18 protein-coding genes are annotated in these 22,279 nt (G+C 72.6%); 7 read left to right on the top strand and 11 right to left on the bottom strand.

The features are described 5' to 3' along the window. Window positions 1–310: 310 nt before the first annotated feature. From araA to BGM09_RS30845, 4 genes are all read right to left on the bottom strand, one after another. On the bottom strand, window positions 311–1,816 hold the full coding sequence (gene araA, locus BGM09_RS30830; RefSeq protein WP_188285013.1) for an L-arabinose isomerase: 1,506 nt from the start codon (window positions 1,814–1,816) through the stop codon (window positions 311–313). Further along, the gene (locus BGM09_RS30835; protein ID WP_188285014.1) at window positions 1,813–2,652 is read right to left on the bottom strand and encodes an L-ribulose-5-phosphate 4-epimerase; all 840 of its coding nucleotides are present in this window, start codon (window positions 2,650–2,652) and stop codon (window positions 1,813–1,815) included. Before BGM09_RS30835 ends, araA begins: the two co-directional genes overlap by 4 nt. Window positions 2,653–2,728: 76 nt before the next feature. Beyond that, window positions 2,729–4,405: a ribulokinase gene (gene araB, locus BGM09_RS30840; protein ID WP_188285015.1), complete on the bottom strand. Its 1,677-nt coding sequence runs from the start codon at window positions 4,403–4,405 to the stop codon at window positions 2,729–2,731. A 237-nt stretch (window positions 4,406–4,642) separates the two neighbouring features. Continuing rightward, complete coding sequence (locus tag BGM09_RS30845) at window positions 4,643–5,701, bottom strand: LacI family DNA-binding transcriptional regulator (protein ID WP_188285016.1); 1,059 nt, start codon at window positions 5,699–5,701, stop codon at window positions 4,643–4,645. A gap of 677 nt (window positions 5,702–6,378) precedes the next feature. Between BGM09_RS30845 and BGM09_RS30850 the strand changes: the two genes are divergently transcribed. Further along, window positions 6,379–7,272, top strand: a complete 894-nt coding sequence (locus BGM09_RS30850; RefSeq protein ID WP_188285141.1) for an aminoglycoside phosphotransferase family protein — start codon at window positions 6,379–6,381, stop codon at window positions 7,270–7,272. A gap of 158 nt (window positions 7,273–7,430) precedes the next feature. Here BGM09_RS30850 and BGM09_RS30855 read toward each other — a convergent pair whose 3' ends face one another. The 5 genes from BGM09_RS30855 to eno form a co-directional block, all read right to left on the bottom strand. Then, window positions 7,431–9,020 (bottom strand): hypothetical protein, encoded by a 1,590-nt coding sequence (locus BGM09_RS30855; protein WP_188285017.1) that lies wholly within the window; start codon window positions 9,018–9,020, stop codon window positions 7,431–7,433. 224 nt (window positions 9,021–9,244) lie between these two features. After that, entirely contained in the window at window positions 9,245–10,459 is a 1,215-nt protein-coding gene (locus BGM09_RS30860; protein WP_188285018.1) for a GDSL-type esterase/lipase family protein, read from the bottom strand. A 6-nt stretch (window positions 10,460–10,465) separates the two neighbouring features. Further along, entirely contained in the window at window positions 10,466–11,044 is a 579-nt protein-coding gene (locus BGM09_RS30865) for a TetR/AcrR family transcriptional regulator (protein WP_188285019.1), read from the bottom strand. Between the two features lie 209 nt (window positions 11,045–11,253). Beyond that, the gene (locus tag BGM09_RS30870; RefSeq protein ID WP_188285020.1) at window positions 11,254–11,700 is read right to left on the bottom strand and encodes a GNAT family N-acetyltransferase; all 447 of its coding nucleotides are present in this window, start codon (window positions 11,698–11,700) and stop codon (window positions 11,254–11,256) included. 492 nt (window positions 11,701–12,192) lie between these two features. Further along, a complete protein-coding gene (eno, locus tag BGM09_RS30875; protein ID WP_188285021.1) occupies window positions 12,193–13,485 on the bottom strand; it encodes a phosphopyruvate hydratase in 1,293 nt (430 codons plus the stop codon). A gap of 107 nt (window positions 13,486–13,592) precedes the next feature. On the opposite strand from eno, the gene BGM09_RS30880 reads away from it, so the two are divergent. Then, window positions 13,593–14,489, top strand: a complete 897-nt coding sequence (locus BGM09_RS30880; protein WP_188285022.1) for a winged helix-turn-helix transcriptional regulator — start codon at window positions 13,593–13,595, stop codon at window positions 14,487–14,489. A 15-nt stretch (window positions 14,490–14,504) separates the two neighbouring features. Here BGM09_RS30880 and BGM09_RS30885 read toward each other — a convergent pair whose 3' ends face one another. Beyond that, entirely contained in the window at window positions 14,505–15,260 is a 756-nt protein-coding gene (locus BGM09_RS30885; RefSeq protein WP_188285023.1) for a helix-turn-helix transcriptional regulator, read from the bottom strand. A 54-nt stretch (window positions 15,261–15,314) separates the two neighbouring features. On the opposite strand from BGM09_RS30885, the gene BGM09_RS30890 reads away from it, so the two are divergent. Both BGM09_RS30890 and BGM09_RS30895 read left to right on the top strand, forming a co-directional pair. Continuing rightward, window positions 15,315–16,682 (top strand): MFS transporter, encoded by a 1,368-nt coding sequence (locus BGM09_RS30890; RefSeq protein WP_317452963.1) that lies wholly within the window; start codon window positions 15,315–15,317, stop codon window positions 16,680–16,682. Further along, window positions 16,679–17,845 carry a type III polyketide synthase gene (locus BGM09_RS30895; protein ID WP_188285024.1) on the top strand — a complete coding sequence of 389 codons (1,167 nt, stop codon included), beginning with the start codon at window positions 16,679–16,681 and terminating at the stop codon, window positions 17,843–17,845. Before BGM09_RS30890 ends, BGM09_RS30895 begins: the two co-directional genes overlap by 4 nt. A gap of 37 nt (window positions 17,846–17,882) precedes the next feature. On the opposite strand, the gene BGM09_RS30900 is transcribed toward BGM09_RS30895, so the two are convergent. Further along, a complete protein-coding gene (locus BGM09_RS30900) occupies window positions 17,883–20,039 on the bottom strand; it encodes an ATP-binding SpoIIE family protein phosphatase (protein WP_188285025.1) in 2,157 nt (718 codons plus the stop codon). 274 nt (window positions 20,040–20,313) lie between these two features. On the opposite strand from BGM09_RS30900, the gene BGM09_RS30905 reads away from it, so the two are divergent. From BGM09_RS30905 to BGM09_RS30915, 3 genes are read left to right on the top strand one after another with little or no spacing between them, the layout of a single operon-like run. After that, window positions 20,314–20,832 (top strand): TetR/AcrR family transcriptional regulator, encoded by a 519-nt coding sequence (locus BGM09_RS30905; RefSeq protein ID WP_188285026.1) that lies wholly within the window; start codon window positions 20,314–20,316, stop codon window positions 20,830–20,832. A 13-nt stretch (window positions 20,833–20,845) separates the two neighbouring features. Then, on the top strand, window positions 20,846–21,205 hold the full coding sequence (locus BGM09_RS30910; protein ID WP_188285027.1) for a hypothetical protein: 360 nt from the start codon (window positions 20,846–20,848) through the stop codon (window positions 21,203–21,205). Window positions 21,206–21,209: 4 nt separating this feature from the next. Beyond that, window positions 21,210–22,262, top strand: a complete 1,053-nt coding sequence (locus tag BGM09_RS30915) for an alpha/beta hydrolase family protein (protein ID WP_188285028.1) — start codon at window positions 21,210–21,212, stop codon at window positions 22,260–22,262. Window positions 22,263–22,279 lie beyond the last annotated feature (17 nt).

Here is a 22,279-nt window from a genome sequence, read left to right on the forward strand (position 1 = left end):
TGAACGAGCCGCTGAACAGGCCGGACCCACTGACCCGATCGCCAGACGCGCCGTCAGCTGTCGCCTATGAGTGTTAGCGCTCACTGATCAGTCGTCAAGACGTTGCACAGAGAAAAACCCGCCTCCGGCGCGGTGGTCGTCGCGGTGGTCGTCGCGGTTGCCGTCGCGGTGCGGCTCCCACCGCGCCGGGGCGCGCGGACAGGGCCGCACCCGCGTACACGGTCGGCCGTACGGCGCGGGGCGGGTGCGTTGCGGGTGCGGGTGCGGTTGCGGTTGCGGCTCGCTGTCGCGGGCAGGGCCCGACGGTGCGTCAGAGGCCGCCCGCCAGGCGGTAGTACGCCTGGTTCCAGCGGATCTCCTGGGTGAAGCGGCGCAGTTGGGTGTCGTGGTCGATGAGAAGGAGTTCGGTACGGAGCATGTCGGCCAGGTCGGCCAGCTCCTCGCCGCCGACGGCGCTGGAGAGCACGGTGTGGTGCGGGCCGCCCGCGGTCAGCCAGGCTTCGGTGGAGGTCCGCAGATCGGGCGCGGGCCGCCACACCGCGCGGGCCACCGGCAGTCTGGGCAGCGGTTCCATGGGCGCGACGACCTCGATCTCGTTGGCGACCAGCCGGAAGCGGTCGCCCATGTCGGCCAGGCCCACGACGACCGCGGGCCCCGGCCGGGCGTCGAAGACGAGCCGTACCGGGTCCTCCCGGCCGCCGATCCCCAGCGGGTGGATCTCGCACGAGGGCCGGTCCGCCGCGATCGTCGGGCAGACCTCCAGCATGTGGGCGCCCAGGATCAGTTCACTGCCCGGCGTCAGGTTGTAGGTGTAGTCCTCCATGAAGGAGGTGCCGCCCGGCAGGCCGGCCCCCATGACCTTCACCGTGTGCAGCAGCATCGACGTCTTCCAGTCGCCCTCGCCGCCGAAGCCGTACCCGTCGCCCATCAGCCGCTGCACCGCGAGACCCGGCAGCTGCCGAAGGCCGCCCAGATCCTCGAAGTTGGTCGTGAAGGCGGAGAAGCCGCCGTCGGTGAGGAAGGCGCGCAAGCCCAGTTCGATCCGGGCGGCGTACCGCAGCGCGTCGTGGCGCTCGCCGCCCACCGCCAGCTCGCCCGCCAGCCGGTAGGCGCTCGCGTACTCCTTGACCAACTCCGAGACGGCCGCGTCGTCCACCTCGTCCACGACGGCCACCAGGTCGTTGACGCCGTAGGTGTTCACCGAGACGCCGAACCGCAACTGCGCCTCCACCTTGTCGCCCTCGGTGACGGCGACATCGCGCATGTTGTCGCCGAAGCGGGCCACCTTCAGGTGGCGCAGCGCGTCGTGTCCGAGGGCCGCGCGCATCCAGGTGTGGACGCGGGCCGCGACGGCGGGATCGGAGACATGGCCGGCGACCGTCTTGCGGGCGATGCCGACCCGGGCCTGGAGATAGCCGAACTCCCGGTCGCCGTGGGCGGCCTGGTTGAGGTTCATGAAGTCCATGTCGATGGTGGACCACGGCAGTTCGACATTGGCCTGGGTGTGCAGATGCAGCAGCGGTTTGCGCAGCAGATCGAGGCCCGCTATCCACATTTTCGCGGGCGAGAAGGTGTGCATCCACGCGATCAGACCCACGCACGCCCGGCTGGAGTTGGCGTCGATGACCGTGCCGGTGATGCCGGAGGCGTCGGTGAGCACCGGCTTCCACACGATCCGCACCGGGCCGCCGGGGTCGGCGGCGAGCCGGTCGCAGATGGCGCGCGACTGCTCGGCGACCTGCCGCAGCGTCTCCTCGCCGTACAGGCCCTGGCTGCCGGTGAGGAACCAGACCTCACGCTCGTCGGACGGTGTCATGCCAGGGCTCCTCGGTCAGCGGGGGCGGCGGGATCGGCGGAATCGGTCGGCTCGACGGGATCGGCCGGCTCGACGGGATCGGCCGGCTCGACGGGATCGGCCGGCTCGGCGGAATCGGTCGGCTCGGCGGAATCGGCGGGATCGGCCGCCGCCTGCTGCCCGTAGACGTTCTGGTAGCGGTCGTAGAGCCGGTCGATGTCGGCGCGGGTGAGGGGCAGCGGATCGCCCAACTGCCGGGAGATGTGCACGGTACGGGCCACGTCCTCGCACATCACCGCCGCTTTCACGGCCGCGCGGGCGTCCTTGCCGATGGTGAACACCCCGTGGCTCTTCATCAGCACCGCCGGCGAGCGGTGCCCGGCCAGTGTCTCCACGATGCCCCTGCCGATCGAGTCGTCACCGATCAGCGCGAACGGCCCGACCGGGATCTCGGCCCCGAACTCGTCGGCCATCGCGGTCAGTACGCACGGCACCGGCTCGCCGCGCGCCGCCCACGCGCACGCGTACGTCGAGTGGGTGTGCACCACCCCGCCGACCTCCGGCAGGTGCCGGTAGACGTAGGCGTGCGCGGCGGTGTCCGAGGACGGCGACAAGTCGCCCTCCACCACCCGCCCTTCGAGATCGCACACGATCATCGCGTCCGGTGTCAGCCGGTCGTAGTCCACACCGCTCGGCTTGATCACGAACAGGTCGTGCCCCGGCACGCGCGCCGAGACATTGCCCGCCGTCCAGACGACCAGCCGGTAGCGGACCAGCTCCTGATGCAGGTCGCTGACCTGCTGCCGCAGGCGTATGACGGCGTCTGCGGCAGGGGGCGGAAAGGGGTGACTGCTCATACGGGACCTCGGCAGGGAGTGAGCGTTAACATACGGGGTGAGCGCTAACAAAGAAGTGGTGCCACCAGACGCCGCCCTACGGCTGAGCCGGGGTGTCCGCCTGCGCCCGCCCTCGGAGCGCCCGCAGACGGTGCATGACATCGCTGCCGCCCCGGCCGAAGTGGTCGTGCAGAGCGCGGTATTCGGCGTAGAGGTCGTCGTAGGCGGCGGCGCGTGCGGGGTCGGGCAGATAGGCGTTGCGGTGCAGGCGGCCCATCGCGGCCGAGGCGGTGCGGATGTCGGGGTGGGCGCCGGCGGCGACGGCCGCGTGGATCGCGGCGCCCAGCGCCGGGCCCTGCTCCGAGGACAGCACGTTGACCGGCCGGTTCAGCACATCGCTGTAGGTCTGCATGAGGAAGGTGTTCTTCAGCAGGCCGCCCGCCGCCGTGAAGTCGGTGACCGGCACCCCCGCGCCCTCGAACGCCTCCACGATGGTCCGCGTACCAAAGGCCGTCGCCTCGACCAGCGCCCGGTAGACGTCCTCGGGACGGGTGTCCAGCGTCAGCCCCACCAGCAGCCCCGACAGGTGGTGGTCCACCAGCACGGAGCGGTTGCCGCTGTGCCAGTCCAGCGCCAACAGCCCGTGCCCGCCCACCGGTTGGGCGGCGGCCTTCTCCGTCAGCAGCTCGTGCGGGCTGATGCCGCGCTGCCGGGCCTCCAGCGCGTACGGCTGCGGAGTCGCGGTCCGTACCGCCCAGGCGAAGATGTCCCCCACCCCGCTCTGGCCCGCCTCGTAGCCCCACAGGCCGGGGACCACGCCGTCACGGACCACCCCGCACATGCCCGGCACCTCGGCGAGCACGTCGGAGTTCATGATGTGACAGGTCGAGGTCCCCATGATCGCCAACAGATGGCCGGGGTCCAGGGCCCGCGCGGCGGCGCTGGTGACATGCGCGTCAACGTTTCCGACCGCCACGACCGTGCCCTCGCGCAGCCCGGTCAACGCGGCGGCCGACGCACTCAAACCCCCGGCGGCGGTGCCCAGTTGGGACAGCGGGTGGTCCAGCTTCGCCGTGAAGCCGGCGAAGTCCGGGTGCAGCGAGGCCAGGAACGCAGCGTCCGGATAACCGCCGTCCTGGTGGATGCCCTTGTAACCGGCCGTGCACAGATTACGGTTCTCGGTCCCGGTCATCTGCCAGACGATCCAGTCGGCCGCCTCGATCCACCGGTCGGCCGCCGCGTAGACCTCCGGGTCCTCGCGCAGCACCTGCAACGCCTTGGCGTACTGCCACTCGCTGGAGATCCGACCGCCGTAGCGGCCGAGCCACGGCTGCCCGGACTCCTCGGCGCGGCGCACGATCAGCTCCGCCTCCGGCTGGGCCGCGTGGTGCCGCCACAACTTCGGGTAGGCGTGCGGGCGTTCGGCCATGCCCGGCAGCTCGCACAGCGGCGTGCCGTCCGCCGTCGCGGGCAGCACCGTACAGGCGGTGAAGTCCGTCGCCACCCCCACGACCTGCTCCGCCCGCACCCCGGCGGCCTCCAGCGCGCGCGGCACCGCGAAGCGCAGCACGTCCCGCCAGTCCTGCGGAATCTGCAACGCCCAATCGGGCGGCAGCTCACGGCCGTTCGGCAGTGCGGCGTCCACCACCCCATGGGTGTACTCGTGGACGGCGCTGCCCAGCTCCTTGCCGTCGTCGACCGCCACGACCAGGGCGCGCCCGGACAGCGTGCCGAAATCGATGCCGACGGTGACGGCGGGAGGATCGGTCATCATGCGTGTCTCCCCATACGCCGGGGGCCCCGGCAGCCGGTCGCGTACCGATGCCCTGCGGTGTGAACTCTCTGGCGGTGCGGTCCACTTCTGTACTGCGGGACGTACTCCGGGACTTCCAGCGGGACTTCCCACCGGACTCGTTGCCGGAGCTGTTGCCGGACCTGTTGCGATGTGTGCTGCGATGTGTGCTGCGATACGTGCCGCGGTGCCGTGTGCTGCCCGTACGGACCGCCGCCCTCAGGACGGGTTGCTGCTGCTGCGGACGATCAGGCGCGGTTCGATGACGACGCGTTCGCCGCCGCGGGTGGTGCCGGACTCCAACTGGTCGACCAGCAGGCGGATGCTGGCCTGGCCGACCGCGGTGAAGTCCTGCCGGACGGTGGTCAGCGGCGGGGCGAAGAACTCGGCCTCGGGGATGTCGTCGAAGCCGGCGATGGCGACCTGGCCCGGCACCGAGAGACCGGCCTCGCGGAAGGCCCGCAACACCCCCAGCGCCATCTGGTCGTTGGCGACGAAGACGGCCGACACCTCGGGTGAGCCGCGGCGCCCGGAGCCCGCCGAGACCCGGCCCGCCAGCTCCTGCCCCGCACGGTAGCCCGACAGCGGCGTCCAGTCCCCCACCAGCGGCGGCGGCACCTCGACACCCGCCTCCTCCAGCGTGGCGCGCCAGCCCTGCACGCGGGCCTCGGCCTCCAGCCAGTTCTGCGGGCCCGCGACATGCCAGACCGTGCGGTGGCCGCCGGCCAGCAGATGGCCCGTGACCAGCCGCGCGCCCAGCTCCTGGTCCACCGAGACGCCGGGGATGGGCAGGCCGTGCCCGCCCTCCACCGTGACGACGGGGAACGGCAGCTTCAGCTCGGCGAGGGCGGCGACGGCCTCCCGCTCCGGCACTATCACCACGATGCCCTCCACCCCCCAGTCGCTGAGGTGGTCGATCGCGTCCGCGAGCGCTTTCGGAGTGTGCCGCCGCAGGGTCACCGCGGACACCATGTAGCCCTCGTCGCGCGCCGCTTCCTCCAGCCCGAACAGCGTGCTCGCCGGGCCGAACAGCGTCGGATTGCACGCCACCACCCCCAGCGTCAGCGTCCGCCGCGTCACCAGCGCCCGAGCCGAGGAGTTGCGCCGGTACCCCAGCGCCTCGATCGCCCGCAGCACCTCCGCGCGCGTGGTGTCCCGCACATTGGGGTGGTCGCTCAGCACCCGCGACACCGTCTGATGCGAGACGCCCGCCATCTGGGCGACATCCGCCATGGTGGGGGCCCTGCGGGGCGCTGCCGGGTCCGCGGTGCGAGACATGGTTCTCCGTTCCGTGATGCTGCTAAGTGTTAGCGCTCACAGTCCCATCCGTCAAGGCCGTACGCTCGCGCTCGGCGGAGGAGGACGGGCCCCTGCCGGGCCCCTGCGGCGGACGCGACCACGCTCAGCCGAAACGCCCCCGCACCTCACCACCCGGCTCGGCAGGGGCAGGCCGCGCCCACGCGGCGGCAGCGACCATCCCCAGAGGGCGCGCCCCGAAGGGGCGCGGGGAACTGCGCGCTCAGCCGAAACGCTCCCGCACCTCACCGCCCGCCCCAGCGGGGCAGACCGGTTGCCCCCGGACCACCCGACCCGGCAGGAGCAGGCCGCGCCCACGCGGCGGCAGGCGCGCATCGAACACAGCCCCGCGCCCCTCACGGGGCACACCCCCTTTCGTCAGGGCGGCGAGCCGATCTTTTTAGGGGCGCGGGGAACTGCGCGCTCAGCCGAAACGCTCCCGCACCTCACCGCCCGCCCCAGCGGGGCAGACCGGTTGCCCCCGGACCCCCGACCCGGCAGGGCAGGCCGCGCCCACGCGGCGGCAGGCGGGGGAACGGCGGGCGCGGACGGCGCGTCTTGGGGGATACGGTCGAAGAGCAACCGTCACGGCGAGTGGCCGAAGGCGGCGAAAGGCGGGACTTGGCGTGGTGGACGGGGCTGTGGACGTGGACGGGCACATGACGGCCGACGCGGACGTCGTACGGTCGCTGGTGCGGGAGCAGCACCCGGACCTGGCGGAGCTGGAACTGCGCCCGGTGGACGGCGGTTGGGACAACCAACTGTGGCGGCTGGGCGAGGAGTTGGCCGTACGGCTGCCACGTACGCCGCGCGCGCCCGCACTGCTGGCGAAGGAGCGGCGGTGGCTCCCGCTGCTGGCGCCGCGCCTGCCGCTGCCGGTTCCGACGCCGGTACGCGGCGGTGAGCCGTCCGCCCGCTTCCCGCGGCCGTGGGCCGTCGCGACGTGGGTGCCGGGGAGCCCGGCGGACCTCACGCCGGTCAGCCGGGGCGAGCACGCGGCCGACGCGCTCGCGGGGTTCCTCACGGCGCTGCACCGGGAGGCACCCGCTGACGCGCCGGCCAACCCGGACCGAGGTGTCCCGCTGAAGTCCCTCGCCGACGGGTTCGACCGCGGCGTGGCCGCCGCCGAAGAGGGCGGTCTCGACGCGCACCTGGCCGAAGGCGCCCGGCGGGTCTGGGCGGACGCCGTCACCGCCGCCGAGAGCACCGCCGCGCCGACGTGGCTGCACGGGGACCTCCACCCCGCGAACGTCGTCGTCACGGACGGCACCCTCGCGGGCGTGATCGACTTCGGCGAGCTGTGTGCGGGCGACGCGGCGAACGACCTCGCCGCCGCCTGGCTGCTCCTGCCCTCCGGCGCCGCGTCCCGCTTCTTCGCCGCCTACGGCCGCACGGACCCGGCCACGATCCGGCGCGCACGCGGCTACGCGGTCCGGGCCACGCTCGGTCTCATCAGCGTCGGCCAGCGGGGCGAGAAGGGCCTGCCCGGCGGCAAGCTCACATGGGGAGTCGCGGGGCGCGCCGCCCTGGAGCGCGTACTGGCCGACGTCTAGGCCCGGTTGACCAGGACAGGTTGACCAGGACCGGTTGACCAGGACGGGTGAGCCTGCGTCCGGTCGGCCGGTCCGTCGCCGGGTCGCGACGGACAACTCCCGCACGTCGAGCGTGCGTTCGCCGACACCAAGTCCGAGCCCCGGCCCGGTACCGGTCCTCACCGGACGATCAGCGGTCTGAACGCGGACCGGATGTCGGACGTGGACGGCGTGACGTACACCTCGGACGGCGGCCCGGTGTCGATCGTGCCGTAGGTGGTGTACGACAGGGAGGCGGGGCAACTCCCGCCGCTGATCTGCACGGTACGGCTCGACACGAGCTTGCCGGTGCGCAGTTCGAACACTTTGACCGGGATCGCGATCCTGCGGAATTTCACCTCGCGGGGGAACTCGGGCAGCAGCTTGTTCTCGTACGGGCAGGTCGTGACCGTCGTGCCGTAGTCCTTGTCGCCGACGCAGACCACGAGTACCGCCTTGGTGACGTCGTCGGCCGACCAGGAGCCGGGCAGTTTGCGGGTGTACTCGTCGTCGCCGTAGAACAGCGCGTGGTTGGTGCCCTTGCGGTAGGGGGCGGCGGCGCTGTACTTCGCCGGTTTCGTGCAGTAGGCGGGCTCGGTGTCGGTCGAAGTTCCCAGCAGCGTACGGACGTTGTCCAGCTCGATGGTCAAGGTGGCCTCTTTGACGCCGCTGCGGGCCCTGGCAGCGAGCCGGTCGCCGGGGTACTGGTCGAGCTGCTGCTGATAGCGGGCGCGGGCCTTCGCCCATTCCCTGGCCTCCATGAGGTCGTCACCGCAGCCGACGAGCGCGGCGGGCGCGGTCCGCGGGACGACGGCCGCCGCCCGGTCCAAGTCCCCCTGGCCGGGTCTGTGTTGGCGGAGCCAGTCGGTGACCGTGACGGTGTCGCAGGGCACCTTGGTGGGCAATCGGCCGAGGAAGCCGTTCAGTACGGTGTCGACCATCTTCGCGTGGCCCGGCAGATCCGCGAGTACGGCGGCCAGGCCGTCGAAGCCCGCCGTCAACGCGTGGGTGTCACCGCCCAGTCCGGTGGTCAGTTCGTGTTCCGCCGCGCCGAGCCGGTGGCAGGCCCGTACCGTACGGTCGCCGCTCGCGGTCAGCGGCGCGTCGGCGACGCGGGGGCCGAACCAGAGACCGTCCTGGGCGCTCAACGCCTCGGCGCAGTCGCCGCTTCGGCGCGCGTCGGCCACCTTTCGCTCGGTCCGCGAGGCGTCGAGCCGCAACAGCCCCGCGACCAGCAGCATCGGCAGGAGGACGGCGAGCGCGATCGCCCGCTGCCCGCGGACCGGGCCCGTATCCGGCCCCCAGCCGCGCGCCAGGAACCACCCGTGCGCGACCATCGCCGCCCACCACGCCAGCACGACCAGTTCGAACCGCCCCGACCTGAAGGACGAGCCGAGCAGGACGAGCAGGACGCAGGTGATCGCCGCGGTGGCGGCGGCCAGGCCCCGGCGGCCGAGCAGCAGGTAACCGGCGCTGAGGAGTGAGGCGTTGGCGAGGGCGGCGGCCAGCGGGTCGTGCGAGCGCCCGCCGTCACCCGCGCCCCTGACGGCTCCGGTGATGGCCCGGCCCGCGCCGTCGTCCTCGTTCCCGTGAAAGGGGCCCGGACGCTGCCCCGGCAGATAACCGAGCGGGGGTCCCGGCGTTGGTCCCGGCGGCGGTTTCGGTACGCGGTCCTGTTCGGATACGTGCCGGGGCGCGGGGTCCGGTGCGGCCTGGGGCGGGTGGTCCATCTCGGTCCCCTTCGTCGGGCGGTGGGCGGCGGCCGTCGCCCATTGTCACCACCTGCGCCGGGAGGGGTCCCGGACGTACGTCCGCCCTGCTCAGGGGCCCCGCAAGCCTGCCCAGGCCGACCTGCCGCCGGCGGGACCGGCGGCGGGACGGCGGCGGCGCAGCGGGACCCGGCCCGTACCGTCGGACGCTCCTGGCGGGGGCCGCGCCGCGGACGGGGGTACCGCTACCGGCCTTCGGCGAAGGCGCCGCTCTGCGCGAAGGCCCGCTCGGCGAAGCGTTCGCCGATACGGCGGTGGGTGGCGGCGTCCGGGTGCAGCTCGTCGGGAAGCGGCAGTTCGGCGTAGTCCGCCTCGCCGTAGAGCTCGCGGCCGTCGAGGTAGTACAGGTGCGGGTCGGTGGCCGCGCGCTCGGCGACGATCCGCTCCAGTTCGGCGCGGATGACGGTCAGGGTCAGCTTGCCCGCCGCCAGCTCCGCCGGGTCGCCGGTGGCGCGGAACCGCAGCTTTCCGGTGCTGAGCGCTTCGAGGTCGAAGGCGGCGGGGCCGGGGGTGTTCTCGTGGATCGGGCTCAGGATCGGCGAGACGACCAGCAGCGGGGTGTCCGGGTGGCCCTCGCGGATGGTGTCGAGGAAGCCGTGCACCGCGGGGCCGAAGGCGCGCAGCCGCATCAGGTCGGCGTTGACGATGTTGATGCCGATCTTCACGCTGACCAGGTCGGCGGGCGTGTCGCGCAGAGCGCGGGCCGTGAACGGGTCGAGCAGCGCGCTGCCGCCCAGGCCCAGATTGATCAGCTCCACACCGCCGAGGGAGGCCGCGAGGGCGGGCCATGTGGTGGTGGGGCTCGCCGCGTCGGAGCCGTGGCTGATCGAACTGCCGTGGTGCAGCCAGACCTTACGGCCCCGGTCGGGGACCGGCCCGACGGGCGCGTCGGTACGCAGCGCGACGATCTCGGTCGTCTCGTTGTGCGGCAGCCAGATCTCGATGTCCTTGTCCGCGTCGGGCAGTTCGGCGAAGCGGAGGGTGCCGGGGTCGCCGGGCTCGTGCTCGGCGGTTCCGGTGCTCATGTCGATGGTCAGGGTGTGGCCGCCGGCCACGCTGCCCTGGCCCGCGGGGCGGCCGTCGACCAGCAGGTCGTAGAGCCCGTCGGGACGCGGCGGCGCGCCCACGTACACGCGCTTGGTGGGCAGCGTGTCCAGCTCCACGGTGGTGGCGCGGGTGCGGAACACCAGCCGTACGCCGGAGGGTTGGGCCTCGGCCATGGTGAGCTGTGCGTCGGCGCACTGGGCGCGGGCCCGCGCGGGCAGCCGGTGCGGCAGCACGCCGTGTTCGGTGTGCTCCAACTCCAGCGCGCCGCGCACCAGTTCCGCGCCCCCGGGCGTGGTGAAGAGGGTCGTGGTCCAGTCGCCGTGTTCGGTCCGTGCGTCGTACTCGGTAGGCATCGCTCTTCAACTTCCGTCTTTTTCTGGCCAGTTCTTCAACAGGGCGTCGAGGGCGTCGATGACGCGTTCCCAGGTCTCCTGGGTGTCGGGCGCGCTGTGGCTGAACCCGCCGCCCATCTCCAGGCTCACGTAGCCGTTGAACACGCTCCCGAGCAGCCGCACCGCGTGCGTCTGGTCCGGCTCGTCGAGGTCGTAGCCGCGCAGGATCGCCCGCGTCATCTCCGCGTGCCGCCCGCCCGCGCTCGCGGCGGCGGCCTGCGGATCGAGCCGGAACCGGGCCGCCGCGTACCGTCCGGGGTGCTCCCGGGCGTAGTCGCGGTACACGTTCGCCAGTCCCGCGAGCGCGTCCTTCCCGGCCCGGCCCGCGAGGGCGGCGGCCCCGCGATCGGCCATCTCCGCGAGTGCGAGCTGCGCGATCCCGGTCTGGAGATCGTGCGAATTCCGCACGTGCGAATACAGGCTCGCGACCTTCACGTCGAACCGCCTGGCCAGCTCGGAGACGGTCACCGCGTCGAACCCGGCCTCGTCGGCCAGCTCCGCCCCCGCCCGCACCAGCCGCTCCCGTGTCAGTCCTACGCGCACCACAGCCGTCCTCCTCGTTACCTAAGTCCATCATGCACTTACCTAAAGACTTTAGGCAAATGGCCGCAGCTTTGTGTCTCGGCGGGACGCTGCTCATCGTGGGACCGCCGCAGTGAGGCCCGCTCGCCGCGGAGTCGCTCGCCGCGGGGTCGCTCGCCGTGGAGTCGCTCGCCGTGGGGCGGAAGGGCCGTTCGTGATCCGCCGGACAGGCCCTAGTCGATCGGGAAGCGGTAGACCGTCGACTCGCGAGCGCGGAAGCCGAGCCGCTCGTAGAGCCGGTTCGCGGCGGCGCGGTCGGGGCGGGACGTCAGATCCACCGTCCGGGCGCCCGCCTCGCGGGCGAGCCGCAGGGCCTCCTCCGTGAGGAGCCCCGCGATGCCCTGACCGCGCGCCGCGCTGTCGACCACGACGTCCTCGACCCGCGCCCGCAGTCCCGACGCCAGGGGCAGCAGCACAAGCGTCAAGGTGCCGACGATGCCCTCGGCCGTCCGGGCGACGAGCAGCGTGTGGGCGTCGCACGCCACCAGCCGGTCGATCGCCGCGGCGTCGAGGGGCCGCGCCGTCGCGGACAGCTGCGGCAGCAGCCGGGCGAAGGCGTCGACGAGTTCCTGACCGGTCTCCGGGCTGATCTCCCGGATGATCTCTACGCGGGCGTCCATGCGGGGAGCCTATCCATCCGTTCCGGCCGCACGGACGTGCCGGAGCCGGGGCGGGCTTGGCCGTAAAAGCGGTTGGGCGGGCGACGCGCCGTTGGTAGCGTCCGCAGGACCGTCACACCCGGCGAGGAGGTGGAATCCGTGAAGGCCGGTTCTGATGGGGTGCTCCCCGTTCTCCTCACGGCTTGGACGGCCCATGTGGACGTCACCGGAGGCGCCGGGATCGCCCGGACGCTTCCCAAGGGCGGCACCGCGTGCATTCTGTGCGGTGCACCACGCAGGCGACGCCACAAGGCCGCCGCGAACGAGACGTCGCCGTGGGTGAGGTCAATGGCCCGCTCCGGCCGCCGCTTTCAAGCCCAGAACACCCAGCGCTCGTGCTGCTGGGCCACCTCGGCCGCCCGCACGAGAAGGCGCCGCGGACGCTGGGGCGCGCGCAACGCCCTGTGAAACCGCTCCCCGGTCCTGCCCGTCCCCCCCGGCCCCCGCGTACGGCTAGCGGCGCAGCCCGAGCGCCTCGCGGCCCGCGTACCGCGCCTGCGTCCCCAATTCCTCCTCAATCCGGATGAGCTGGTTGTACTTGGCGGTGCGGTCGGAGCGCGACAGCGAACCCGTCTTGATCTGGCCGCAGCCGGTCGCGACGGCCAGGTCGGCGATAGTGGTGTCCTCGGTCTCGCCGGAGCGGTGCGACATCACGACCGTGTAGCCCGCGCGGCGCGCGGTGCCGACGGTCGCCAACGTCTCGGTGAGCGTGCCGATCTGATTGACCTTCACCAGAACGGAGTTGGCGACGCCGTCGCGGATTCCCTCGCGCAGCAGCGTCTCGTTGGTGCAGAACACGTCGTCACCGGTGAGCTGGCAGCGGTCGCCGAGCCGCGCCATGAGCAGCCGCCATCCGTCGCGGTCGTCCTCGGCCATCGGGTCCTCAATGGACGCCACCGGGTAGTTCGCCACCAACTGGGCCAGATACTCGGCGTGTTGCTCGACGCTGCGGCGTACGCCCTCGCCGGTGTAGTCGTAGACCCCGTCGCGGAAGAACTCCGACGCGGCGGGGTCCATGACGACGGTGATGTCGGTGCCGGCCTTGTACCCGCTGCGCTCGACGGCGCGTACGACGAAGTCCAGCGCCTCTTCGGCGGTCCGCAGGTCGGGGGCGAAGCCGCCCTCGTCGCCGACCGCGGTGCTGTGCCCCGCGGCCAGCAGGTCGCCGCGCAGGGTGTGGAAGACCTCGGAGCCGATGCGTACGGCCTCGGCGAAGGTGGCCGCGCCGATCGGCGCGATCATGAACTCCTGGAAGTCCAGCGGATTGTCGGCGTGCGCGCCGCCGTTGACGATGTTCATCATCGGCACCGGCAGCAGCCGGGCGTCCACGCCGCCGACGTAGCGGTAGAGCGGCAGCCGGTGCGCGTGCGCGGCGGCCTTGGCGGTGGCCAGGGAGACGCCCAGGATCGCGTTCGCGCCGAGCCGGGACTTGTCGGGCGTGCCGTCCAGCTCGATCAGCGCCGCGTCCACGGCGGCCTGGTCCTCCGCCGCCAGGCCGACGACGACGTCCACGATCGACTCGTTGACGGCGTCGACGGCCCGCCGTACTCCCTTGCCGTGGAAGCGGGCCGGGTCCTCGTCGCGCAGTTCCACGGCCTCGCGGGCGCCGGTCGAGGCTCCGGAGGGTACGGCCGCGCGGCCGGTCGAGCCGTCGGCCAGTTCGACGTCGACCTCGACGGTCGGATGACCCCGGCTGTCGATGATCTCGCGGGCGACGACGCGGGTGATGGTGTTCCTGGCGGCCATGGCGGTGGTGCTCCTCACGTTCGGTGCGGACGACGACGACGCGGACGAAACGATTAAGTTCCGAGCAAGAACAAAGTGAGTTCAGAAAGTGAATGTACTCTGTGCGGATGAGGATGCACAACGCCGACGAGGACTGCGGGATCGCACAGGCCGCCGTGGTGATGGCCGACTGGTGGAACGTGCTCGTGCTGCGCGAAATCGCGCGCGGCCACGTACGGTTCGACGCCCTGGCCTCCGAACTCGGCCTCTCCCGCAAGGTGCTCACCGAACGGCTCGGCGCGCTCGTCGCCCGCGGCGTCCTGCGGCGCAGCCTCTACCAACGCCGCCCGGTCCGCTACGAATACCTGCTCACCGACTCAGGACTCGCCCTGCTCCCGCTGCTGGTGGCGATGCAGGACTGGGGCGACCGCTGGGTCCTCGGCGACGGGACGACCACGGCGACCGCGCCGCCGGACGGGGCGGAGCACGCACGCGTGCACGCGCTGGCGGGCGCCGGTACCGATACGGGTACGGGTACGAGCACGGGCACGCGTCTGCCCGCGGATCTCCAACTCTCCGCGAGCGACGGCTCCGAGCGCCCCGTCGTCGCGCCGGACGCCGCCGCCACCGTCCTGTTCACCTACCCCGGCACCGGCGTCGACTGGGGCGAGGACCCGATCCCCGGCGCGCCCGGCTGCACGCTGGAGAACCGCCTCTTCCGCGACGCCTACACCGACTTCCGCCGCGCCGACGTCGCCGTCCACGGCGTCAGCACCCAACTCCCTTACGAACAGGCGGCCTTCGCCCGCGCCGAAGCCGTCCCGTATCCGCTGCTCTCCGACGCCCAGCAGCATCTGGCTGCCGCTCTGCGGCTGCCGACCTTCCGGGGGGCCGGGCGGCTCCGCCTCAAACGGCTCGTCCTCGTCCTCGCCCCTGACCGGACCGTGCGGCACGTCCTCTTCCCCGTCGAGGACATTCCGGCGGCCGTCGAGGAGACGCTGCGCCTGGCGACGGCCGGTCTCTGACCGGCCACGGAGGAGCTATCCGGCCTGGTCCCGCGACTGGTGGGCGCCCGGCGTATGGCCGAAGGTGCGGCGGAAGACGTCGATGAAGGCGCTGGCGGACGACCAGCCGCACCGGTGGGCCACGGCGGTGACCGGGGTGTCGTCGGCGAGGAGCACCAAGGCTCGATGGAGGCGGAGTTGGGTGCGCCACTGCGGGAAGGTCATGCCGAGGTCGCGCTTGAAGAGCCGGGACAGGGTGCGGTCGCTGACGCCGACCCGACGGCCGAGGGCGGTCAGATTGCGGTCGTCGGCGGGGTTTGCGCGCAGGATCGCGCACAGGGTCAGGAGTTGGGGGGCGGTCGGCCAGGGCAGGTGCAGCGCCTGCTGCGGCGAGGCGCGCAGTTCGTCGAGCAATACGGCGCGCAGGCGGGCGCGTCGGGGGCTGCCGTCGTCGGGCGTACGGGTGTGGGCGAGGAGCAGTTCGCGCAGCAGGGAGCCGACTGCCAGGACGGTCGGGGCGTCGAGTCCGAGCGGGTTCTCGTCCTCGGGGAGCCCCACCAGATGGAGATCGAGCTCGCCGTGGGCCTGGTGGGCGTGGACCGTACCGGCGGGGACCCAGATGGCGCGGGTGGCCGGGGCGACCCAGGAGCCCGCGCTGGTGGTGATGGACAGCACTCCGCGACCGGCGTAGACGATCTGATGGTCGTCGTGCACGTGCGCGTCGATCTCGGCGCCGGGGGCCAGCCGCTCGGTGCGGGTAGGTGCGATCGGCTCGTGGCGGATGTCCGTCATTGATTGGCACTTTATCGGAAGCCCGACACATCGCATAGTGCCGACCATGGTGACGTGCCGAAAAACACCTCGATCACGCTGCTGTCCTTCGGGCATGCCTGCGTCGACATCTACCAGGGCGCCGTCGCGGCCCTCGTCCCCTACTTCGTCGCCGAACGCGCCTACAGCTACGCCGCCGCCTCGGGCATCGTGCTCGCCGCGTCCGTCCTGTCCTCCGTCGCCCAGCCGCTGTTCGGCCTGCTCACCGACCGGTGGGCGATGCCGTGGCTGCTGCCGGTGAGCACCGTCCTCGGCGGTGCGGGCATCGCACTCAGCGGCGTCAGCGGCTCGTACGCGCTCACGCTCGTCTTCGTCGCGGTCTCCGGCGTCGGCGTGGCCGCGTACCACCCCGAGTCCGCGCGCGTCGCCCGCCTCGCGAGCGGCGGCAGCCACAGCGCGATGGGGTGGTTCTCGGTGGGCGGCAACGTCGGCTTCGCGCTGGCCCCGCTCATGGTCGCCGCCGTCGTCGCGACGGGCGGTCTGCGCCTCACCCCGCTGCTGGTGCTGCCCGCGCTCGTCGGCAGCGTCTTGTGCCTGCCGGTGCTGCGCGAACTGGAACGGCGGCGCTCCACCGGGACCTCGGCCGCCGTCGCCGTCGGGCGCGACGACAGGGCGTCCTTCGTGAAGCTCTCCGTGGCCGTGGTCTTCCGCTCGATCGTCTTCATCGGCCTGAGCACCTTCATCTCGCTGTACGCCAAGCAGCGCATGGGCGGCAGTGAAGTGGCGGGCACCGCCGCGCTGTTCGTCCTCTACCTCGGCGGCGCGATCGGCTCCGTCCTCGGCGGCTCGCTGGCCGGCCGCTACGACCGCGTCACCGTCACCCGCTGGTCGTACCTGGTCTCGATCCCCTCGGTCGCGGGTGTCGTCTTGGTCCCGGGACCGGCCCTCTACCTCTTCGTCGCCCTCACCTCGATCGGGCTCTACGTCCCCTTCTCCCTCCAGGTCACCCTCGGCCAGGACTACCTCCCCACCCGCGTCGGCACCGCCAGCGGCATCACGCTCGGGCTCACCGTCAGCATCGGCGGCCTCGCCACCCCCGTGATCGGCGCGGTCGCCGACGCCACCTCGCTGCGTACCGCCCTCGCCCCGCTCATCGTCATGCCCGCCCTGAGCTGGCTCCTGTTCCGTTCCCTCCCCGAGCCCACGGCTCCCTGCACCCCCGGGCCACGGCCCAACTCCCCCTTTTCCGGACATATCACCACCCTCACCGGAACGGCCGGTCCGCACGGGCCGCTGGATCCGGCCGAGTTGGCCGGTCAGATCGGTGAGATCCTGGACACAGAAGTCGAAACGATCGAAGCGGAATCCAGGCTTCCGTTTCGAGGAGAAGGACAATACGGTGATACGGCGCCGTCCGGGCGCCGGGAAGGGGGTGCGGGATGAGCGTGTACATGTGGCCTCCCGCCGTGGTGCCGGGGCCGTACACCATCACTACCGAGGAGATCCTCGCCGAGGTCAACGGCCGTCACCCGGGGGCGGGTTGGCTGAAGCGCGCGGACGGGATGGCCAAGAACACCGGGATCGGGGAGCGGCGGTGGATGCAGCCCCTGGAGGCGATCACGGCGCCGAGCCGCAGCGGCTTCCCGGGGCCCGCGGCCTCAGCGGCGGGCGAGACGGGTGAGACTGGCGAGGCGGCCGAGGCAGGCCCGCCAGTGCCGCAGACCGTCGAGGAGCGCACCGCGTCGGTGTGGGGGACGGTCCAGGACTGCGCGGAGCGGGCGGCCCGCCAGGCGCTGGAGACCGCGGGAGTCACCCCGGACCAGGTGGACTACGTGGTCACCAGCAACTCGACCACACCCGCCCTGCCGGGCCTGGACATCGCCCTGTTCAACCGGCTCGGGCTGCGCGAGGACGTGCTGCTGCTGCCGTTCTCGCAGTGGGCCTGCATCGCCGGTACCCGGTCGCTGGCCACGGCTTCGAAACTGCTGGCCGCCGACCCCGGCGGGACGGTGCTGATCGTCATCGCGGAGGCGCTGAGCACCACCTACCAGCCCGACGACACCGGCATCGACTCGCTGCTGATGCGGCTGCTGTTCGCCGACACCGCGGTCGCCGCCGTCGTCCGCGGCCGGCCGGACCAGGGCGCGTTCCTGCGGCTGGACGCCGCGTGGCACCGCACGGTGCCCGGCACCGCCGACATCCACCGGCTGCACACCCGCGCCGACGGGGTGCACTACGAGATGGACCGCACGGGGCCCAAGTGGGTGCAGTCGACGCTCCCTCCGATGTGGGAGTGGGTGCGCGGCCGTCACACCGACCCGGACTGGCACCCGGACCTGCTGGTGGCCCACCCGGGCGGCACCCGCGTCCTGGAACTCATCCAGGAGAGCGTCCCGAGCTCCTGGCCCGACATCCCGGGGTCCTGGCCCGACCATCTGCTGGACCACTCCTGGAGCAGCATCGTCACCGGCAACCGTGGCGGCGCCGCCGTGTTCGACGTCCTCGACCGCGCCCGCCGCACGGGCGTACCCGCCGGGGCCAGGACCGTGCTGTACGGCGCGGCGCCGGGTCTGACGGCCACCGCGATGGACGGGGTGTGGCTCTAGGGCGCCGTACGAGACGCGGGAGCAGGGTCAGCGCGGGTCACAACTGCCCGCTCGCGACGGTCAGTTGCGCCCACACCGTACGCTCCCCCGCGGTCTCCCCGAGCCGCGTCCCCCACGCGGCGCTCGTGTGCTGGACGACGAGGAGCCCGCGTCCGCCGGTCTCGGACACCGCGGGGCGGCGGGCCCGCGGTCTGCCGTGCGAGAGGCCGGTGACCTCGCAGATCAGACGGTCGGACAGGTGCAGCAGCCGGAGGGTCACCGGGCCGCCGGTCCCGAACCGCAGGGCGTTGGTGACGAGTTCGGACACCACCAGGGCGCCGCGGCCGTGGGGGTCGGCGAGACCCCACTCGGCGACGCGCGCCCTGGTCCACGCCCGTGCGCGAGCGACGGCCGTGAGGTCGCCCGCGGGCAGGCAGAGCGCGGGCATGTCGGCCGCGGGCAGGCCGTCCATACGGGCCAGGAGCAGCGTGAGGTCGTCGTGCTGCGGCGGCGGCCCGGTGACGTGGTCGACGACCGGGCCGACGACGGTGCCCAGGTCGCCGGTCGCGTAGTGCCAGGACAGCGCCTCCAGCAGGGCGGTCATCCCGTCGTCGAGGTCGCGGCCCGGGTGCTCCACGAGGCCGTCGGTGTACAGACCGATCAGGGTGCCCGGCTCGGCGGTGACCTCCAGGGCCTCGTACGGTTCCTCGCGGGCCGTGCCCAGCGGCGGGTGCAGCGGCGGGGCGAGCAGTTCCGCGGCTCCGTCCGGGTGGACCAGCACCGGCGGCAGGTGCCCGGCGCTGACCACGGTGAGCCGCCGGACGGCCGGGTCGTACACGGCGTAGCAGCAGGTCGTGCCCAGCGCCGCCGCGGCGGCGCCCAGCTCGCCGTCGGTCTCGGCGGTCGCGTGCAGGCTCCCCACGAGGGTGTCCAGGTGGGCCATCACCTCGACCGGCGGGTGGTCGGCGGCGGCCAGGGTCTGCGCGGCCTGGCGCAGCGTGCCCATGACGGCGGCGGCTGCCAGGCCGTGCCCGACGGCGTCGCCGATCACCAGCGCGATCCGGCCGCCCGACAGGCCGATGACGTCCATCCAGTCGCCGCCGAGGCCGGCGCTGTCGGGTGCGGCGGGCCGGTAGGCGCCCGCGGTGTGCATCGCCCGGCTCGGGGAGTGCGGCGGCCGCAGCCTGCGCTGGAGCGCCAGGACCTGTCGGTGCTCACGCTGATGACGGCGCCCGTGCTCCAGGTTCATCGCGGCGCGGAAGGCCAGTTCCTGGACGGCGAGCTGGTCGTCGCCGTCGAAGGCCCCGCGGGGATTGTCCGCACGCCGCCAGACGGCGACCGTGCCGAGTACGCGCTGCCGCCGGTCGGCGTCGGGGACGGTCAGCGGCGCGAAGGCCACCGCCAGCGGGCCGTGGTCCGGCACCAGGGCCCGTATCAGGTCCGGGTCGTCGCCCAGGGCCCGCTCAATGGCGGCGCGGTCGGGCAGCACGGTGACCCCGGGGTGACCGGTGGTGTCGGGGGTTGGGTGGGCGGGCAGATCCGGCAGGCGCTCGCCCAGCCGGAGGAAGCCGCGCGGCCACGGCCGCTTCCCCGCTCGGGCGTACGCGGCGCGGCACTGCGGCTCGGTCCGATCGGGCAGGTCCCCGCTCCACAGGCACTGCGCCAGCGACACCGTGACGGCGTCGCCCCAGGGCAGCAGCCCTTCGGCGAGCTGGCGCGCCGTCGTTTCGATCTCCAGGGAGGTGCCCAGGGTCGAGGAGGCCGCGAAGACGTCGAGCTGGGCGCTGACGTCGATCAGGCTGATCACCACCCGGCCCGGGGCCGCCGGGAGGACCGACAGCGACACCACCGCGGGCGTTCCGTCCGGCCGGATCATGCGCTGGACCCGCGCCAGCAGCGGGCGGCCGGTGGCCAGCACCCGCTCCACCCGGGCGGCGATCGCCGCCGCGTCGTCGGGCGGGAAGAGGTCGGTCGCCCGCGTGCCAGAGCCGTCGACCACCCCGTCGAGCCACGTCCCGGCCAGATCGGCCTCCAGTACGGTCAGCCGCTCGTCGACGACGATGATGCCGAGCGTGTCGTCCGACCCCGCCCCCGACGGCGCGCTCAGCGCGCTGGGCGGCTGCTGCGGAATCATCTCCGTCAGCACGGCACCGACCCGGCCGCCCGCACCGGACGCGCCTTCGGAAGAAGCGGGGCTGGGGTTGGGGCTGGTCATCACGGCAAAGTCCGATCATCCGCCAACGGTTGATTTCAGACATTACGGACAATTAGTCAATATAAACATAAAGAGCAGGTAAAGCGACTCTTTGTTCACCGCGACTCACACCGCGTACCGGCCGCACGACCAGCCCCTCCCGGCGGACGCGTGCGCCCCCACCTGCGCTCCAGGAGCCGGGCGACCCACGGCAAGAGCCCTCGCGACACTCGGCGGCATATTAAGGAACGATCGTTCTTGACTGATCGTTCCTTAACTGCCTACTGTGGTGGTCATGGGCAGGCCAAGAGCATTCGACGAGGACGAAGCGGTACGTGCCGCCGTGCGTCTGTTCAGCCGACGCGCGTATGACGGCGTGTCGGTCGACGACCTCGTCAGCCACCTCGGCGTGCACCGCAACAGCCTGTACAAGACGTTCGGCAGCAAGCGCGGCCTCTACCTGATCGCCCTGCGCCGCCACCTGACCGACGACGTCCGCCCGCTGCTCGACGCCCTCGCCGGGGCGTCGGACACCGCCGCGGCGCTGCGGCTCGTGACCTCGGCCGACCTCGGCCTGCTTCTGCTCGCGGCGGTCGAACGGGCGCCGGTCGACGAGGAGGTCGCCGCCGAGGTGACGGCCGCGCTGGCCGCCGTCGACAGGGCGATCGCCGACGCGCTCGGCGTTCCCGTCGAGACGGCCGTCGCCCTCACCGCCGCCGGGCTGGGCCTGCTCCTGCGCGGCAGCCCCGACGACGCCACCGCCGCGCTGGCCCGACGTCTCGACCCTCTGGACCGCACTCGACCTCTCGGCTGAAAAGGAAACCGGCATGGCAGTGATACGCATCAAGGGCGACGACCTCGTCGTCGTGATCAAGGGTCTCGACAAGCTCTGGGCCTTCAAGGGCAGCCTGACCGTCCCGCTGGCCAACGTCCGTGGCGTGACCGCCGACCCCGGTGTCACCGCCGACCCCAAGGGAATCCGCGCGCCGGGCTCCCACGTACCCGGGGTGATCATCGCGGGCACCTTCCGTCAGGACGGCGAAAGGGTCTTCTGGGACGTGAAGGATCCGTCGAAGGCCGTCGTGGTCGAACTCACCGACGAGAAGTACACCCGTCTGATTCTCCAGGTCGACGACCCCCGCGCGACGGTCGCCCTGGTCGAGAACGCCCTGCCGGGAAGGAGGTAAGCCGATGCTTCGCCACTTGGCAGCGGCCGTGATGGCACTGTCCGTCGTCACCACCGCGCCGGCCGCCGCGGCGCCCGCTCACGTGCACTCTCACGTGCCCGCTCACGTGCCCGCCGCCGACCGCGAGGTCGCCTTCACAGCCGACGGCACGACCGCGTACGGCACCCTGCACATTCCCGAGCACCGCGCGGGGCAACGGCTGCGGGCGGCGCTGCTGCTGCCCGGCAGCGGACCCACCGACCGTGACGGCAACCAGCCGCCGGGGTCCTCACCCGACACCCTGGCCCAGGTGGCCGACGCGCTCGGCGGGGACGGAGTCGCCACGCTGCGGTTCGACAAGTACGGCACCGGCCGCACCGGACTCGGCGCCTACCGCGACCACCCGGAGAACCTCGACTACCCGGTGTTCGTCCGCCAGGCACGGGCCGCCTACCAGGCGTTGCGCGATCAGCCGGAGACCGACCCGCGCACACTGCTGATCGTCGGGCACAGCGAGGGCGCGATGACCGCGCTGCTGCTGGGCGGCACCGTCCGCCCGCGCCCGGCAGGACTGGCGCTTTTGCAACCACAGGCGATCCGCATGCTGGACCTGGTCGCGCTCCAGCTCAAGGACCAGGTCGCCGAAGCGACCAGGCAGGGTCAGCTCACACCGGAGCAGCAACGCACCATCGACGCGGCCATCGACGCCGCCGTCAAGTCCCTGCGCGAACACCGGCCCGTCGAGACCACGGAGCTGCCCGCCGCGATCGCCCGGCTCTTCGAGGCGTTCCAGGGCCCGAACGCCCGCTTCGTCGCGAGCGACGACGCCGTCTACCCACCGGCCACCGCCGCCGCCCTCCGGCCGGGAACCCCCGTGCTCGTGACCTGCGGCACGAACGACGCCCAAGTCCCCTGCGCCACGACGAACGCCCTGGTGACCGCCCTGCGCCACGCGCACACCGCAGGACCGGGCCGAATCGCACTGCCGGGAGTGGACCACCTGATGCACGACGCCGCCCACCCAAACACGCTCGCACCGCCCGTACTCGACGCCCTGCGCCGATTCGCCCGGCCCTGACGCCGACCCCGCCGCCC

Origin of the sequence: Streptomyces sp. CBMA29 (assembly GCF_014596445.1) — a bacterium.
Lineage (GTDB): Bacteria > Actinomycetota > Actinomycetes > Streptomycetales > Streptomycetaceae > Actinacidiphila.

What these genes read in the sequence shown, in the direction of transcription:
- BGM09_RS30910 (WP_188285027.1), top strand. Translation starts at nt 20,846, where the DNA reads ATGGCAGTGATACGCATCAAGGGCGACGACCTCGTCGTCGTGATCAAG.
- araA (WP_188285013.1), bottom strand. Translation starts at nt 1,816, where the DNA reads ATGACACCGTCCGACGAGCGTGAGGTCTGGTTCCTCACCGGCAGCCAG.
- BGM09_RS30870 (WP_188285020.1), bottom strand. Translation starts at nt 11,700, where the DNA reads ATGGACGCCCGCGTAGAGATCATCCGGGAGATCAGCCCGGAGACCGGT.
- BGM09_RS30835 (WP_188285014.1), bottom strand. Translation starts at nt 2,652, where the DNA reads ATGAGCAGTCACCCCTTTCCGCCCCCTGCCGCAGACGCCGTCATACGC.
- BGM09_RS30905 (WP_188285026.1), top strand. Translation starts at nt 20,314, where the DNA reads ATGGGCAGGCCAAGAGCATTCGACGAGGACGAAGCGGTACGTGCCGCC.
- BGM09_RS30845 (WP_188285016.1), bottom strand. Translation starts at nt 5,701, where the DNA reads ATGTCTCGCACCGCGGACCCGGCAGCGCCCCGCAGGGCCCCCACCATG.
- BGM09_RS30895 (WP_188285024.1), top strand. Translation starts at nt 16,679, where the DNA reads ATGAGCGTGTACATGTGGCCTCCCGCCGTGGTGCCGGGGCCGTACACC.
- BGM09_RS30880 (WP_188285022.1), top strand. Translation starts at nt 13,593, where the DNA reads ATGAGGATGCACAACGCCGACGAGGACTGCGGGATCGCACAGGCCGCC.
- araB (WP_188285015.1), bottom strand. Translation starts at nt 4,405, where the DNA reads ATGATGACCGATCCTCCCGCCGTCACCGTCGGCATCGATTTCGGCACG.
- BGM09_RS30885 (WP_188285023.1), bottom strand. Translation starts at nt 15,260, where the DNA reads ATGACGGACATCCGCCACGAGCCGATCGCACCTACCCGCACCGAGCGG.
- BGM09_RS30900 (WP_188285025.1), bottom strand. Translation starts at nt 20,039, where the DNA reads ATGACCAGCCCCAACCCCAGCCCCGCTTCTTCCGAAGGCGCGTCCGGT.
- eno (WP_188285021.1), bottom strand. Translation starts at nt 13,485, where the DNA reads ATGGCCGCCAGGAACACCATCACCCGCGTCGTCGCCCGCGAGATCATC.
- BGM09_RS30850 (WP_188285141.1), top strand. Translation starts at nt 6,379, where the DNA reads ATGACGGCCGACGCGGACGTCGTACGGTCGCTGGTGCGGGAGCAGCAC.
- BGM09_RS30915 (WP_188285028.1), top strand. Translation starts at nt 21,210, where the DNA reads ATGCTTCGCCACTTGGCAGCGGCCGTGATGGCACTGTCCGTCGTCACC.
- BGM09_RS30860 (WP_188285018.1), bottom strand. Translation starts at nt 10,459, where the DNA reads ATGCCTACCGAGTACGACGCACGGACCGAACACGGCGACTGGACCACG.
- BGM09_RS30855 (WP_188285017.1), bottom strand. Translation starts at nt 9,020, where the DNA reads ATGGACCACCCGCCCCAGGCCGCACCGGACCCCGCGCCCCGGCACGTA.